Origin of the sequence: Thalassospira povalilytica (genome assembly GCF_002844235.1) — a bacterium.
GTDB lineage: Bacteria > Pseudomonadota > Alphaproteobacteria > Rhodospirillales > Thalassospiraceae > Thalassospira > Thalassospira povalilytica.
In genome coordinates this window covers 779,889-794,720 of the sequence record NZ_PGTS01000002.1, presented here as the reverse complement: position 1 = coordinate 794,720, position 14,832 = coordinate 779,889, and the positions used below count along the sequence as shown (strand labels likewise).

The following is a 14,832-nucleotide window of genomic DNA, read 5'->3' as shown; positions in this document are numbered from 1 at the left end:
GCTACTCATCAGCAGTGGGAAAATGTAAGTCTAGTCCTTTAAACATTTCTGCAACTGCTTCGGTCTCGAGTTCAGAGCATATTTGTTCTGATTGGCTGATGGTATCGTTTGGAATAAAGTTCACTTCATGTTTTTGAATGGTCGGAAAAACCTGATCTTCATAAGGGTTTTTCAATTCATCCCTAATGTACATTTGGTAAAGTAGCAGCCAGTAGTTATCTTTGCTGTAGTTGTCTGCCTTGGCAACTTCCTTGCTAAAGTTAACGATTGAAGTCCTGTCGATCTCAAAATCTGAAAGCAGAGTGATTGCCAAGCTGTCAGAGCTGGCGACGATTGCTTCAGCTAGCTTTTGGCTGGGCGCCAATTCTGCGCACTTCAGGATATGTAGAGGCCAAGCGACACCGTCTGACCTTCTTTTTTTGAGGTTCTCAAAAGCAATTTTCTCAATGGCGTCAGCTGCGTTGTAGAAGTGCAGTGTGAAGTCCTCGTCGGTCAACCTTTGTACGTAAGGAATTAGAACCGGATAATGAAAAGCGAGTTCTAGAACTGCTAGCATGACCTCTGATTTTGATGATGCATGAACATGATCGATAATTAAATGAATTGCATATTTTAGCACGCTCCCATCAGGAGTAGTTTGGTTTAGGAGGAGCGCCTTTCCAAGATACGAGACCACTTCATTTGCACTAAGTTTCTCCTCTAGACCTTCTGGCTGAGCATAACGGTTCGGAAGGTAGCTATGAAGCTCAAGTACCCATGAATCGTCTGCGGGGTGTGGTAGAGGGGTCACCTTGGTTTTTGAGAGGTTGAGTGAGAGGCGGTACTTTGAGAGCTCGCTGCTGAGGTCGCGAATGAAACCTTCAGCATTTTCGTTTGTGTGACAAAAGCAGGTGTAGTCATCTATGTATCGGTGAAACCGATAACCGCCTTCGCGCAAGCTCTGGTCTACAGAGTTTAGTACTAGTTCGACGAATATGTTCGAAGTGGCGGGGCCTATTGGAATGCCCTGCGTCTCTTGGCGTTTTGTATTTCTCTGAAGAGTGTCGAGTTTGTTGAACCACTCTTGTTGGTTCCTGTTTTCTTTTGCTGCTGTAAGGCCAACGATTGCCCATGGAAGTGAATGCGAATAGATACTGTTAAAGCAGTTCGAAATGTCACTGTTAACCCGGAAAAAATTCGCAAAACTTGAAGTGTGATTCCGGAGGCGTTTTGTTGCAGGGTCTTCGTAGTTCATTACTAGGATTCTGCGATCTGCATGGAGTTCTGGTTTCACCATGCTATTTTCGTTTTCTTCTATGTGAGAAATTTTATCCCAATTATCACAGATGTGTTTAGTCAGTTCAGATTGGGGTTTGGGGTGAGGGATCGAGAGAATTCTCGGTACGTTGTTAAAGCGGGTAGATCTATACTCCACAAGGTCATAGCCATGCCGCTTTCTAGACCTTGGCGTTTCAAGGGAGGCAACCTCCTCGCATACTTCCGGTGTGAACTGTCTTGATGAGATACTGGGTGGTATCTCGGAAAAAGCAGATTTTTGGTTTGGGAAATAGTTATAGCGGCAGAATGCTTCGTAACGAATGCGATCATTGTCTATGAAGTGAACCATACTGCCATTTACCTTTTCTCAAACAGATAATTATTGTGAAATTATGCTTTACTAATTTAAAAAACTCAACTTAAAGTGGTGGCCTCAACGAGAAAATGATTGAGTGTTTGGGGGCTCTTTACAAAGAAGGCGACCAATGATTGGTCGCCTTCTTGTTGTGGATTTCTGTCTAAAAACGATCAGTCGTGAACCGATGCCGTCTGCGTCAGACTGTCAAAGAATTCCTTGCGGCCAAGCGTTCCGGAAATCTTGCCCTCGCGGGTCAGAATGACCGGGTTCTGGGTGATGGACCGCATATCAATCAGATCCTTAAGCAGCACTTCATCCTTGGCGACAAAGATAATCGCATTGTCGGTCGGATCCAGATCGGCCGGAAGGCTGCCATCATAATTGATCAGCTTCAGCTCCCCGCGCGCACCATTGGTCGCGGCACGCACAACACCGTTTTCAAGAGTGATCCGGATGTTTTCATCTTCGATCTGAAGATCACCCGAACCGTTGCGCTGATCCTTGGCAACACGCTGCATGATGGCGCGACCGCGCAGGATATTGACCGGGTTCATATGCGCGACAAAGTCGGCAACATATTCATTGGCCGGGCGCAATGCGATGTCTTCGGGGGTGCCGTGCTGAACCACATAGCCGCCTTCCATGATCGCGATCGAATTGCCAAGCTTCATGGCTTCGTCAAGATCATGACTGACAAACAGAATGGTTTTGTTGAGCTTTTCCTGAAGATCAAGCAACTCGTCCTGAAGCCGGTTACGGATCAGCGGATCCAGGGCCGAAAACGGTTCATCCATCAAAAGGATCGGTGCATCGGTCGCGAAGGCGCGGGCAAGGCCGACACGCTGTTGCATGCCACCGGACAATTCATGGGCATATTTGTCTGCCCATTCATCAAGCCCGACCAGTGCCAGCTTTTCATTGACGATGTCACGGCGTTCCTTGCTGCCCATACCGCGCAGCTCAAGCCCGAAGCCGACATTTTCCGCAACCGTGCGCCATGGCAGCAGCCCGAATTGCTGGAACACCATGGCAACGCATTCACGGCGCAATTTGCGCAATGTCGGACCATCGCATTTGGTGACATCGGCCATCCAGTCGCCATCGCGCACCCGCAACGATCCGCGCGACACGGTGTTCAGTCCGTTCACACAGCGCAGAAGCGATGATTTGCCAGACCCCGAAAGCCCCATAAGAACGCAAATCTCGCCTTCGGGAACGTTGAAGCTGACATCGGCGACGCCAAGAACGTTGTTGGTTGCCTCGGCGATTTCAGCACGCGTTTTGCCTTCATCCAGCAGTCTGAGCGATTCAGCCTGACGGTCGCCAAAGATCACATCAATATTATCGAATTCAACAGCATTGGTCATGATCACTGCCCCGTTGTTTCGGTGTTTTCGCGACGGCAAATGCGATCAAGCACAATGGCCAGAATCACAATTGCAAGGCCCGCTTCGAAACCCTGGGCGACATTCACGGTGTTAAGTGCACGCACCACCGGTTTGCCAAGGCCGTCGGCACCGACCAGGGCTGCGATCACAACCATGGAAAGCGACAGCATGATGCACTGGGTCAGGCCCGCCATGATTGACGGCATCGCCGATGGCAATTCGACCTTGAACAGAAGCTGGCGCGGGGTGCAGCCGAAACTTTCACCGGCTTCAAGCAATGCCTTGGGCGTGCTTGAAATACCCAGATGGGTCAGGCGGATCGGGGCGGCGATGGCAAAGATCACGGTTGAAATCAGACCCGGAACAACCCCCAGACCAAACAGAATAAGGGTCGGGATCAGATACACGAACGTCGGGATCGTCTGCATAAGATCAAGAACCGGGCGCATGGCCTGATAAAGCCACGGCCGATGGGCCGATGCCACGCCAAGCGGCACGCCGATCACCATGCAGAACAGCGACGCATAAATCACCAGCGCCAGCGTCTCCATCGTTTCTTCCCAATAGCCCAGATTGACAATCAAAAGCAGGGACAGAACGGTGAAAGCCGTCAGCTTCCAGGATTTGTGCAAAACAGCCGCCAGGGCGCCAAAACCGGCAATAATCAACAGCGGCGGCAACCACACCAGAAAATCGATGGTGTTTTCAATAATGAATTCAAGAACATCCGAGATGGTATAAAAAACGAAATCAGCATGTTCGTTCAGACCATCCATCAAGGACGATATCCACTGTCCCAGCGGAATCTTTGTTTCCGTGAGCCATTCCATGGGAAAATTTCCGTTGTTTTCAAAGTAAATAAAGATGCGATACGCCCGCGCAAAGCCCATGCGGGGCGCGGGCGTATCAGCATTATAGCAAAATCGGGCAGGGCCCGGTCATTTGCTGGACTTAAAGGCCAAGTTCGCTTTTGAGCGCGGCCTTTGCATCGCCACCGTCAAAGGTGGTGACGCCGTCAAGCCATGCATAGGCAGCATCCGGATTGGCTTTGATCCAGGTTGCGGCTGCTTTTGCCGGGTCGGTGCCTTCGTTCAGGATCGCGTCCATGATTTCGTTTTCCATGGCGAGGCTGAATTTCAGGTTGGTGACGAATTTGCCGGCATTCGGGCAGTCGTCGGTGTAACCGGCACGCAGGTTGGTGTGAACCGTGGCACCGCCAAAGTTCGGGCCAAATACATCATCGCCACCATCAAGGTAGGCCATGTCGTATTTCGCGTTCATCGGATGGGGTTCCCAGCCAAGGAAGACGATGAACTGATCACGTGCGGACTTGCGTTTGACTTCGGCCAGCATGCCCTGTTCGGAGGATTCAACAAGTTCGAATTCGCCCAGACCGAACTGGTCGCCATCGATCATGTCCTGAATCAGGCGGTTGCCGTCGTTGCCCGGCTCGATGCCGTAAATTTCGCCATCAAGTTCGTCCTTGAATTTGGCGATGTCAGCGAAATCTTTCAGGCCTGCATCATAGGCATTCTTGCTGACCGCAAGGGTGTATTTCGCACCTTCAAGGTTGGCACCGGTCGAAACAACCGTTCCCTTGTCGAGATAGGGCTGAATGTCTGCTGCCATGGTCGGCATCCAGTTGCCAAGGAAGACGTCCACGTCGCCATTGGCAAGGCTGGTATAGGTGACCGGAACAGACAGCAATTCGGTTTCTGCGTCATAGCCCAGTGCTTCAAGAATGACAGATGCGGTTGCCGTGGTGGCCGTAATGTCGGTCCAGCCAACATCGGAAAATGTCACGGTTTTGCAGGCTGCGCTATCGGCGGCCTTGGCAGATGCGGCACCCAGAAGGGTGGTGGCAACGATGGTGCTGCCAAGAAGGCGGCCGAAAGTGGAAAGTTTGGTCATGTTTCTGGTTCTCCCTTGTGTGGACCTAACGGTTACTAATGACTGCGAACAAGCGGTCATCAGACTCTCGGTTCCGGAGGCCAGACGAACATCAACGTAATGTAAAAGGTCGCTAACACTCGCCCAGAGCCACGCCATCAGGCTCCCTCGAACCTGTTGGTATGGACCGGAATAATCACAAAAACGGTCGCAATGCTGCGCAACAAGGGATCCTGTCCTTTGCTGAACGCGCCGCGAAAGACGACGTGTTTTTATTGATTGATTGTTCAATTAAAATACAGCATATTCGTCGGACGTCAATTGCGAAGGGTTAAAAACTGCATCGCAGCTTGTTGTGATCGTGCTTAACCCTTTGGATCGCTTTGAATTGGATGATGTGAATGCCCAAGGTTGGTATGCAGCCTGTGCGCCGCAGGCAGTTGATCGACGCGACGATTGAAACCATTCATCGTCACGGATTTGCCGATACGACAATTGCGCGTATCGCCAATGCGGCGGGTATGTCGTCGGGCATCATTTCGCATTATTTCGGCGGCAAGAACGCACTTCTCGAAGCCACCATGCGGTTTTTGATGCAGGAATTGCGCAAGGATTATCTGTCGCGCCTGGCCAAGGCAAAGACCCCGCATGAACGGCTCGAAGCGATCGTGAACACCAACTTCAACGAAGAACAGTTCACCCCGCAGGTCACTGTGGCGTGGTTGTCCTTCTGGGCGCAGGTGCCGTTTTCAAAGGCGCTGAGCCGTATCAACAATATCTATTTTCAGCGACTGGCGTCCAATCTGCGCCACGAGCTGCGTCAGCTGACCACTGTGCAGCGGGCAGATGAAATCGCGACTGCAATCGCGGCAATGATTGATGGCATCTGGGTGCGTTCCGGTCTGTCGGACGGACGTGCCGATGTCAAAGGGGCGCGCGAAATGGTGCTCGATATGATGCGCCTTTATCTGGCCAATTCGCCCGCGCGCTGAAGACAAGCAAACACACAAAGTTTTGGGCTGCCCGGATCCGGTGCGGCCCGCAGGAGTTTTGAAATGAGCCTTTACCAGATTCAGAATTTCATCAATGGCAAGAAAACCACCGGTTCCGGGGCCGAGATGGTGACCCTGAACCCGGCAACCAATACGGTTCTTGCCAAGGGACATGAAAGCACGGCGGGTGACGTGGATGCCGCTGTAAAGGCTGCGCGCGCCGGGTTTGAAATCTGGAAAAATACCCCGGCTGCCGAACGCGCCCGCATTCTGTTCAAGGCCGCCCAGATTTTGCGTGATCGCAATGATGAACTGGCCTTGCTTGAAACCCGTGATACCGGTCGCGCCATCCAGGAAACCGAAATTGTCGATGTGATTTCCGGTGTCGAATGCCTGGAATATTTTGCCGGTGTCGCCGGAAGCCTTGCCGGGGAACATATCGATCTTGCCGGGAACTTTGCCTATACACGGCGCGAGGCCGTTGGTGTTTGTGCTGCCATTGGTGCCTGGAACTATCCGATCCAGATCGCCTGCTGGAAGGCGGCACCGGCTTTGGCCTGTGGCAATGCGGTTGTCTACAAACCATCCGAGGTAACGCCGCTTTCGGCGATTGCGGTGGCAGAAGCCTTGCAGGAAGCCGGTCTTCCCGACGGGGTTTATAATGTTGTGCAGGGCGCACGCGAATGTGGTGCGTCGCTTGTCGAACATCCGGGGGTGGACAAGGTGTCGCTGACCGGTTCGGCGGCGACCGGGGCAAAGGTTGCATCGGTTGCGGCGGGCGGAATGAAGGCCGTGACCATGGAGCTTGGTGGCAAATCGCCGATGATCGTGTTTGAAGATGCCAATCTTGATAACGCGGTTTCCGGTGCGCAGATGGCGAATTTCTATTCGTCAGGCCAGATTTGCTCGAACGGGACGCGGGTTTTTGTCCATGAAAGCGTTGCCGATGCCTTCATTGAAAAACTGATCGCGCGGTCGAAAAACCTTGTTCTTGGCGATCCGGAAAAGCCGGAAACCCAGGTTGGTCCGATTGTGACCAAAACCCAGTTCGATCAGGTCATGTCCTATATCGAAAAGGGCAAGCAGGAAGGGGCAAAATGCGTTCTGGGTGGCCATGCTGTCACCGATGGCATGCCCGAAGGCGGGCTTTTTGTCGCCCCGACGATCTTTACCGACTGCCGCGACGATATGACCATCGTGCGCGAGGAAATCTTTGGTCCGGTCATGTCGGTCCTGACATTTAGTGACGAGGACGAAGTCATCACGCGCGCCAACGATACCCAGTATGGCCTTGCTGCAGGCGTGTTCACCAGGGACCTGTCGCGTGGTCACCGCGTTGTTGCCCGTCTTGAGGCCGGCACCTGCTGGATCAACACCTATAACATCACGCCGATCGAAATGCCGTTTGGCGGGGTGAAGAAATCCGGTGTCGGACGTGAAAACGGCCGGGCGGCAATCGAACATTACACCCGTATCAAGTCGGTTTATGTCGAAACCGGCGATGTCGAGGCGCCTTATTGATCACCATCATTATTGATGTGACGGGCTGCCCACACTGCTTGAAGAAACAAGGGATCAGATATGACGACCCCAACGACGACTGAAAAATTCGATTATGTGATTGTCGGCTCCGGTTCTGCCGGTGCCGTGCTTGCCAACCGGCTGACCGAAGATGCCGACGTCAAGGTGCTGGTGGTTGAAGCCGGACCCAAGGATCATTGGTGGGATTGGCGTATTCATATGCCGACCGCACTTTCCTATCCGATGCAGTCGGAAACCTATAACTGGGCCTATTGGACAACGCCGCAGCCCAATCTGAACAATCGCCGGATGGAAACCCCGCGCGGACGGGTGTTTGGCGGTTCAAGTTCGATCAATGGCATGGCCTATGTGCGTGGTCATGCGCTGGATTATAATCGCTGGGCCGAAGAAGACCCGGCGCTCAAGGATTGGGACTATGCGCGGTGTCTGCCCTATTTCCGCAAGGCCGATACCCGCAATGAAGACCCGGGCGGTGACGAATATCACGGCAACGGGCCGCTTCATGTGACCACCGGTGCGTGCCGGAACGATTTGCACAAAGCCTGGATCAAGGCCGGGCAACAGGCCGGATATGAATTCACCCCGGATCAGAACGGCTATCGCCAGGAAGGTTTGGGAACCATGGATATGACGGTCTATAAGGGCCGGCGCTGGTCCACGGCACGCGCCTATTTGCATCCGGCAATGAAACGCCCGAACCTGACCGTTTATCACAAGGCCTTTGCCCAAAGCATTGTTTTTGAAGGAAAACGTGCGATCGGACTTGATTTCGTTCATCAGGGTGAGCTCAAACGCGTACTTGTTGACCGTGAAGTCATCGTATCTGCCGGATCGATCAATTCGCCGAAACTTTTGATGCTGTCTGGTGTTGGTCCGGCGGCCCATCTGCGCGAACATGGCATTGATGTTGTCCATGATCTGCCAGGTGTTGGTGAGAACCTTCAGGATCATCTCGAACTTTATGTTCAGATGGAATGCACCAAACCGATCAGCCTCAACAGCAAGCTTGATCCGTGGAGCAAATTCAAAATCGGTCTGGAATGGTATCTGTTCAAAACCGGTCTTGGTGCCACCAACCATTTTGAAGCGGGTGGCTTTATCCGGTCCAAAGCCGGTGTCAAACACCCGGATCTGCAATATCACTTCATGCCGGCGGCGATTAACTATAACGGGTCAAAGGCCGCTGAAAAGGATGGTTTCCAGGCCCATGTCGGACCGATGCGATCCAAGTCGCGCGGCACTGTGCGACTGGCATCAAGCGATCCCAAAGATCGCCCGATCATTGATCCGAACTATATGAGCCACCCGGAAGACTGGGAAGAAATGCGCGCATCGGTGCGTCTGACCCGCGAAATCTTTGGTCAGGACGCCTTCGCCGATCTGCGCGGGGCGGAAATCGCACCGGGCAAGGATATCCAGACGGACGAGCAGATTGACGCCTGGGTCGCCGATCACGCCGAAAGTGCCTATCACCCGTCCTGTTCGTGCAAGATGGGCAGCGATGATATGTCCGTGGTCGACGAAAAGACCCGCGTGCATGGCATCGAAGGCCTTCGTGTGGTCGACAGTTCGATCATGCCGTCGATTGCCACGGGTAACCTGAATGCGCCAACGATCATGATCGGTGAAAAGGCTGCCGACATTATTCGCGGACGCGATCCGTTGCCGCCATCAAACGCGCCGTTCTTTGTCCATCCCGAATGGGAAACAAAGCAACGTTAACAGCCACAACGTCAAAGCCCCTGATCATTGGTCAGGGGCTTTTTTTATCTGGTGCGATGTTATCGCCGCCGCGATCGGGCACGGGGCAGGTCACGCCGCTGGACCGGGCGATCACCATTGCCACCACCAACACCATCACGCAGTCTGTGGTGCAACCCCGCACCGATGGCGGTGCCGATCGCGCTGCCCATGGCTGTTCCCATTGCGATATATGGGGCATGGTTTCCGGTAACTGTGCCCAGAAAAATACCGGCAGCAGTACCCGAAAGCGTCCCGACAAGCAGGCAAATTGACATCGACATTACCGGATCATCCGCTGTGCAAAGGGTGAGATTAAGGGGCAATAATGCGCAAGCGCGAACCGGTTTGCAAGATAAGTAGATTGCAATTGCCGCAATGGCGGGTGATCATCATGGAATATTGTATGCAATGCGCATGTTGTTTCCCGCAATCATCCGAAGTCCCGCCATGCAAGAAATCAGTCTGCTTAATTCCGTGATCGGCCCCGTGATGCGCGGGCCGTCAAGTTCGCACTGTGCCGCGCCCTATATGATGGCAAAGCTTGTGCGCGAACTTTCATGTTCTAATGGCGAGATCCTGCAAAGGGCGGTGGTGCGGTTCGATCCGCGCGGCTCGTTCGCCCCGTGCTACAAGGCGCAAAGTTCGGATGAAAACTTTGCCGCCGGTCTTTTTGGGGCCAAGCTGACCGATGCGGATTACCGTGACATTCTGGGGCGTGTGGAGCGCGGCGAAGGGTTCCATTTCGCAATCGAGGTTACCGAACTTGATAACAACAACCATCCCAACCGGGTTGATCTTGAACTGACCCTGCAAACGCAAGAAGGCGGGCAGCACACCGATCTTTATACCGGGGCGTCGGTTGGCGGTGGCATGTATTACATCGACAGCCGCAATGGCGAGGCCCTGTTTCTGACCGGGAAAACCGCAAGCGTCTTTGTCTGGGGTGAGGCGGCGGTAACGGATGCCGACACCATTGCCGAAATGCTGGCCGGTGGTGGCAACATGTTGCTGGGGGTGGCTGTCGATCAGAAACACACACGCATTGAAGTTTCCCTGCAATCCGTGCCCGCATTGGACATTCTGGGGCAAGTTGCCAAACGCGATGGCGTGACCGATCTGCGCTTTGCCGATGCATCGCAATATCCGGTCTGTGCGATGGATGATCTGTTTTCAACCAGCGATGCGGTAATTGCGATTGCCGATCAGCAGGAAGGCGGATCGATTGCCGATGCGGCCCTGGCACTTGAAGCCAAACGTCTTGGCCTGTCGCGCCAAGCAACCCGCGATCTGTTTCGTGAGCGGTGCGAATTGATGCTGCGCGTCGTGGCCGAGGGATTTGATGCCAAACCTGAAGATAACGTGATGCGGTTCCTGACCCTTCGGGCGCGCACGGTGCGCGATGCCAATTTGCCCGATGGTCTGGGCGGTCCGGTGTTGCAGGATGCGATTGCCGGTGCGCTTTCGGCAATGGAACGTGACAGCAATCGGGGGCTGGTCTGTGCTGCCCCGACGGCGGGCAGTGCCGGGGTGGTGCCCGGAACGCTGTATGGTTTGATCCGTCATGGCATTGATATCGAAGGTGCAACCGACGCCCTTCAGGTCATGGCATTGATCGGGGCGGTGTTTGCCGCACGCGGGACATTCGCCGCAGAATGCGGGGGATGTTCGGTTGAAACCGGGGCATCGGCGGCAATGGCGGCGGCTGGTGTGACCCAGGCCTATGGCGGGACGGCACAGCAATGTTTTGATGCGGCCAGCATGTGTTTGATGAATACGCTTGGTTTGGTTTGTGATCCGGTCGGCGGGGACGTTGAAATCCCGTGCCATGCCCGCAATGTGGCCGGTGTTTCGCATGCCTTTTCATCGGCGATGGCGGTATTGGCCGGGTTTGATGCGGTTCTTGGCTATGACGAACTGGTTGATCAAACCGTCAAGATCGGGGCAATGATGCATCCCGATTTGCGCTGTACGGCGCGCGGTGGCTGTGCTGCGACCAAGACCGCCTTGCGCATGGTCGAAGCCGCAAGTCTTGGCAAATAGGACAGGACTCCGTCCATGACAGCGGGCGGGATTTGTCATCCTGCCTGTTTTGGATGGTTTTGACGGATTTCTGCTGACAGATATCGCGTTGCGGATGCGGGTTGACGCAATCCTTTATCCCGATGGTTGCCTGTTTTGGCATAATCCGCGAAATCCGGTCAAAGTCATTAGAAACAGGCAGTTTTCCCTTGATAGCTGCCCCTGATCGGGCAGGATAGAGCCACAATATTCAACGAAAATGAGGATTCCTCATGTTTACCCCGAACCTGCTGACCGCCAATGACCGGGACGGCACCTATCCGGCATCCTATTACGCGGCAACGGCGAATGCGACCGACCCGTTTGCCAAGCTGGAAGGCGATCAAACCTGTGACATTGTGGTGATTGGCGGGGGCTTTACCGGGTTGTCGTCCGCACTGCATCTGGCCGAGCGCGGCTTTGATGTGATCGTGCTTGAAGCCCATCGTGTGGGGTGGGGCGCATCGGGGCGTAATGGCGGGCAGGTCGGGTCTGGCCAGCGCCGCGAACAGGATGATCTTGAAAAAATGGTCGGGCGCGATGATGCCCGCAAACTTTGGGATATCGCCGAACAGTCAAAGGATATCGTCAAATCCCTGATCACCAAACACGATATCAAATGCGACTGGAAACCGGGCATCCTCCATGCCGACCACCGGGCGCGTTTTGTCCCGGAAACCCATGAATATGTTGAAAAACTACAATCCGAATATGGCTATGACCAGATCCGGGCCGTGGATCGTGATGAAATGCACGCCATGCTGGGATCGGAATTTTATCACGGCGGGTCACTGGATATGGGGGCTGGGCATATTCATCCGCTGAATTTCGCATTGGGGATTGCCGATGCGGCACGTGCAGCCGGGGCGCGGATTTTTGAAAATTCCGTTGTGACGTCCTACGAAAGTCAGGCTGGCAAGGTAACGGTGAAAACCAGGGATGGCGGCGTTGTTAGCGCTAACAAATTGATCCTTGGCTGTAACGGGTATCTTGATGCGCTTGATGATCGTGTCGCGAAACGCGTCATGCCGATCAACAATTTCATCATCGCGACCGAACCGCTGGGCGATGATTTGGCGCGTGAATTGATCCGCGACGATGTGGCGGTCGCAGATTCAAAGTTCGTGATCAACTATTACCGGCTGAGTGCCGATAAACGCATGCTGTTTGGCGGCGGGGAGACTTATGGCTATACCTTCCCCAAAGACATCAAATCGTTTGTCGCGCCCCATATGCTGGAAGTCTATCCGCAGCTTAAAGACGTTAAAATCGATTATGGCTGGGGCGGGACATTGGCGATCACCATGAACCGCATGCCGTTCTTCCGCCGGATCGAGGATAATATCTTTACCGCCAGCGGCTATTCCGGGCACGGGGTGGCGATGGCGACCCTTGCCGGTCAGATCATGGCCGATGCAGTGGGCGGAACTATGGAACGGTTCGATGTGATGGCCAATATCAAGACCCCGGTTTTCCCGGGTGGCAAGGCATTGCGGTTCCCGATGCTGGTGGCGGCCATGTTGTGGTATTCGATCCGCGACAAGCTGTGATCGGTTCGGGCAACTCCGGATGGGCTGGCTGACGGGGTCAGGTTTCGCCGTTCCCGGGTGACCAGCTTGTCACCGGGTCATAGCGTTCGCCCTTGCCAAGGATCACGCCGTTATGGGCGGCAATCCCGATTTCAAAACTTGACGCAATGCGCAGCGCACGTTCCATGAAATGCCGTGCGGCGGGTTCATTGCAATGTTCCGAAAGGGTCAGCGCAAACAGTTGCAGCCAGCGATCAAAATGATGGCGGGTGATTTTAAGCGGCAGGTGCTTTTGCATCGGGCGGCCGTCATAATTGCCAGTGGCAAGGGCAACCGATGACCAGAACATCACCATGCGATCAAGGTGATGGTCCCAGTTTTCGACCTTTTCGGCAAATACCGGACCGAGCATTTCATCTTCACGAACCTTGGCATAAAAGCCGTGAACGATGTTTTTGATCATGTCGTGATCGATCCCGGTATCTTCCTTGATACGGCGGGTGGCGATTTCGCGGCGTTCCTTGATTTCGGCAAGGGTAGGCTGTTTTTCAGACATGTCACATGGCCCGTGGTTCGCTGGATAGACCGCAGTTTTACGCAAATCCGCGATGTTGGAATATGACATATGTCACTTTGACCCGGGGCGCAAACAGATCACGGCTCCGACCGGGCAGACCTGTTATGCGTAACGGTCGCGCAAACCGTAATAGCGATAGGCAACCGACCGGGCAACGCGCCGAAGGGCTGGCAGCGGGAAACGCTGCATCGGTGTTGCAAGAACAGCACCCAGATCTTCCTGATCGCTGATGCCCAGCATGCATTCCGCCAGCATCTTGCCGCCCAAACTGGCCAGCGCCACACCATTGCCATGCCAGGCAAGTGCGGTCCAGACATCATGATGACCGGGCACGCGCCCGATATAGGGACGCCAGCTTTGCGACAGACAGGCAAGCCCGTTCCAGTGATGGGTCAGTTCAATGTCGCGCCAGGCCGGGAACATGCGATGGAAATTATCAAGCAAGTCCTGCTTGCCCGCGGCAAAGGCGGCCTCGGTCGCGGTAATGCCGCCACGTCCGCCAAACAGGAACCGGTTATCAGGCAGCTTGCGGAAATAATGCAGCAGAATGCGGCTGTCAAAAGCCATCAGATCACTTGTCCAGCCCTGTGCGGCCAGTTCCGCATCGCTTAGGGGGCGGGTGACAAGAATGCCCGAAAAGACCGGCATCAGGCGCCCGCCAAGCCAGTCAGGAAGATTTTCGGCACTGTATCCGTTTGTTGCAATGACAATCTTGCCTGCGGTGATCTGGCTGTCGCCGGCATAAAGACGATAGTTTTCACCATCTTCAACAAAGCGGTCGATGCGGGCCTGTTCAAATATCCGAACACCTGCCGCAACGCATTTTTCATGCAAACCCGCCAGATATTTCATGGGGTTAAGGCCAAAACCTTCTTTGACGTGCAAGCCGCCATAGGTATCCCCGGCATTCAGCCCGCGTTCGATCAGGGCATCCTTGTCAAGAAATTCGGTCTGAATGCTGGTGAAATGGGCGATCTCGTCAGCTTCGTGATGAAGGTCGTGCACGCGGTTGGGTTTGTGGGCCAGAACAACTTCGCCATCCGAATGACGATCGGCATCAATGTTCCAGTCGCGCAGGCGCTGATCAACCAGATTGATGGCATCGCGCTGAATGCGGGCAAAGTGACGCACGGCATCGTCGCCAAACCGTTTGGCAAGTTCACCATATCCCTTGCCGCTGCCGCCCATGCAGCAGAAACCGCCATTGCGCCCCGAAGCCCCCCAGCCACTGCGACCGGCATCAAAGACCGCGACATCAGCCCCGTTTTTGGCAAGTTCAAGTGCCGCTGACAGGCCACAATATCCGCCCCCGATAATCGCAACATCGGCCTTGATGACCGCATCACGCGGCAATTGTTGGCAATCGGGAAGGGGGGATGCGCTTTGTACCCAGAAGCTGTCAGGCAGGGTGTGCGTCTGATAGGCGGCCGGCTGATAAATGCGTTTGAGCATGGGGCGTCTCATGGTGGCGTGGGGTAAAAGTCGGGGCAAAAGTCAG

The 14,832-nt window shown here is 54.3% G+C and carries 12 protein-coding genes; 5 read left to right on the top strand and 7 right to left on the bottom strand.

What is annotated here, in order from left to right; translation table 11 throughout:
* Position 1: 1 nt before the first annotated feature.
* From drt4 to CU041_RS07965, 4 genes are all read right to left on the bottom strand, one after another.
* Positions 2-1,606 (bottom strand): antiviral reverse transcriptase Drt4, encoded by a 1,605-nt coding sequence (gene drt4, locus CU041_RS07980; protein ID WP_101246347.1) that lies wholly within the window; start codon positions 1,604-1,606, stop codon positions 2-4.
* Between the two features lie 179 nt (positions 1,607-1,785).
* Complete coding sequence (gene choV, locus CU041_RS07975; RefSeq protein WP_101246474.1) at positions 1,786-2,982, bottom strand: choline ABC transporter ATP-binding protein; 1,197 nt, start codon at positions 2,980-2,982, stop codon at positions 1,786-1,788.
* 2 nt (positions 2,983-2,984) lie between these two features.
* The gene (gene choW, locus CU041_RS07970) at positions 2,985-3,833 is read right to left on the bottom strand and encodes a choline ABC transporter permease subunit (protein WP_068517433.1); all 849 of its coding nucleotides are present in this window, start codon (positions 3,831-3,833) and stop codon (positions 2,985-2,987) included.
* Between the two features lie 121 nt (positions 3,834-3,954).
* Positions 3,955-4,914: a choline ABC transporter substrate-binding protein gene (locus CU041_RS07965; RefSeq protein ID WP_101246346.1), complete on the bottom strand. Its 960-nt coding sequence runs from the start codon at positions 4,912-4,914 to the stop codon at positions 3,955-3,957.
* A 380-nt stretch (positions 4,915-5,294) separates the two neighbouring features.
* On the opposite strand from CU041_RS07965, the gene betI reads away from it, so the two are divergent.
* The 3 genes from betI to betA all read left to right on the top strand — a co-directional run bounded on the left by betI (position 5,295) and on the right by betA (position 9,149).
* Entirely contained in the window at positions 5,295-5,885 is a 591-nt protein-coding gene (betI, locus tag CU041_RS20905) for a choline-binding transcriptional repressor BetI (RefSeq protein ID WP_068517399.1), read from the top strand.
* 63 nt (positions 5,886-5,948) lie between these two features.
* Positions 5,949-7,406, top strand: coding sequence for a betaine-aldehyde dehydrogenase (gene betB / locus CU041_RS07955; protein ID WP_101246345.1), 1,458 nt, complete (start codon positions 5,949-5,951; stop codon positions 7,404-7,406).
* A 60-nt stretch (positions 7,407-7,466) separates the two neighbouring features.
* Entirely contained in the window at positions 7,467-9,149 is a 1,683-nt protein-coding gene (betA, locus tag CU041_RS07950) for a choline dehydrogenase (RefSeq protein WP_101246344.1), read from the top strand.
* A gap of 59 nt (positions 9,150-9,208) precedes the next feature.
* Here betA and CU041_RS20600 read toward each other — a convergent pair whose 3' ends face one another.
* Positions 9,209-9,451, bottom strand: coding sequence for a glycine zipper domain-containing protein (locus CU041_RS20600; protein ID WP_068517402.1), 243 nt, complete (start codon positions 9,449-9,451; stop codon positions 9,209-9,211).
* A gap of 166 nt (positions 9,452-9,617) precedes the next feature.
* Here CU041_RS20600 and CU041_RS07940 point away from each other — a divergent pair, with 166 nt between their 5' ends.
* The gene (locus CU041_RS07940) at positions 9,618-11,210 is read left to right on the top strand and encodes an L-serine ammonia-lyase, iron-sulfur-dependent, subunit alpha (RefSeq protein ID WP_101246473.1); all 1,593 of its coding nucleotides are present in this window, start codon (positions 9,618-9,620) and stop codon (positions 11,208-11,210) included.
* Between the two features lie 251 nt (positions 11,211-11,461).
* Entirely contained in the window at positions 11,462-12,778 is a 1,317-nt protein-coding gene (locus CU041_RS07935) for an NAD(P)/FAD-dependent oxidoreductase (RefSeq protein WP_101246342.1), read from the top strand.
* Positions 12,779-12,815: 37 nt separating this feature from the next.
* Here CU041_RS07935 and CU041_RS07930 read toward each other — a convergent pair whose 3' ends face one another.
* Positions 12,816-13,313 (bottom strand): group III truncated hemoglobin, encoded by a 498-nt coding sequence (locus CU041_RS07930; RefSeq protein WP_101246472.1) that lies wholly within the window; start codon positions 13,311-13,313, stop codon positions 12,816-12,818.
* 123 nt (positions 13,314-13,436) lie between these two features.
* On the bottom strand, positions 13,437-14,786 hold the full coding sequence (locus CU041_RS07925) for an NAD(P)/FAD-dependent oxidoreductase (RefSeq protein WP_101246341.1): 1,350 nt from the start codon (positions 14,784-14,786) through the stop codon (positions 13,437-13,439).
* Positions 14,787-14,832: the final 46 nt, after the last annotated feature.

Bases quoted from the DNA above. Each gene is read 5' to 3' on its own strand.
- drt4 (WP_101246347.1), bottom strand. From the start codon at position 1,606: ATGGTTCACTTCATAGACAATGATCGCATTCGTTACGAAGCATTCTGC.
- choV (WP_101246474.1), bottom strand. From the start codon at position 2,982: ATGACCAATGCTGTTGAATTCGATAATATTGATGTGATCTTTGGCGAC.
- choW (WP_068517433.1), bottom strand. From the start codon at position 3,833: ATGGAATGGCTCACGGAAACAAAGATTCCGCTGGGACAGTGGATATCG.
- CU041_RS07965 (WP_101246346.1), bottom strand. From the start codon at position 4,914: ATGACCAAACTTTCCACTTTCGGCCGCCTTCTTGGCAGCACCATCGTT.
- betI (WP_068517399.1), top strand. From the start codon at position 5,295: ATGCCCAAGGTTGGTATGCAGCCTGTGCGCCGCAGGCAGTTGATCGAC.
- betB (WP_101246345.1), top strand. From the start codon at position 5,949: ATGAGCCTTTACCAGATTCAGAATTTCATCAATGGCAAGAAAACCACC.
- betA (WP_101246344.1), top strand. From the start codon at position 7,467: ATGACGACCCCAACGACGACTGAAAAATTCGATTATGTGATTGTCGGC.
- CU041_RS20600 (WP_068517402.1), bottom strand. From the start codon at position 9,451: ATGTCGATGTCAATTTGCCTGCTTGTCGGGACGCTTTCGGGTACTGCT.
- CU041_RS07940 (WP_101246473.1), top strand. From the start codon at position 9,618: ATGCAAGAAATCAGTCTGCTTAATTCCGTGATCGGCCCCGTGATGCGC.
- CU041_RS07935 (WP_101246342.1), top strand. From the start codon at position 11,462: ATGTTTACCCCGAACCTGCTGACCGCCAATGACCGGGACGGCACCTAT.
- CU041_RS07930 (WP_101246472.1), bottom strand. From the start codon at position 13,313: ATGTCTGAAAAACAGCCTACCCTTGCCGAAATCAAGGAACGCCGCGAA.
- CU041_RS07925 (WP_101246341.1), bottom strand. From the start codon at position 14,786: ATGCTCAAACGCATTTATCAGCCGGCCGCCTATCAGACGCACACCCTG.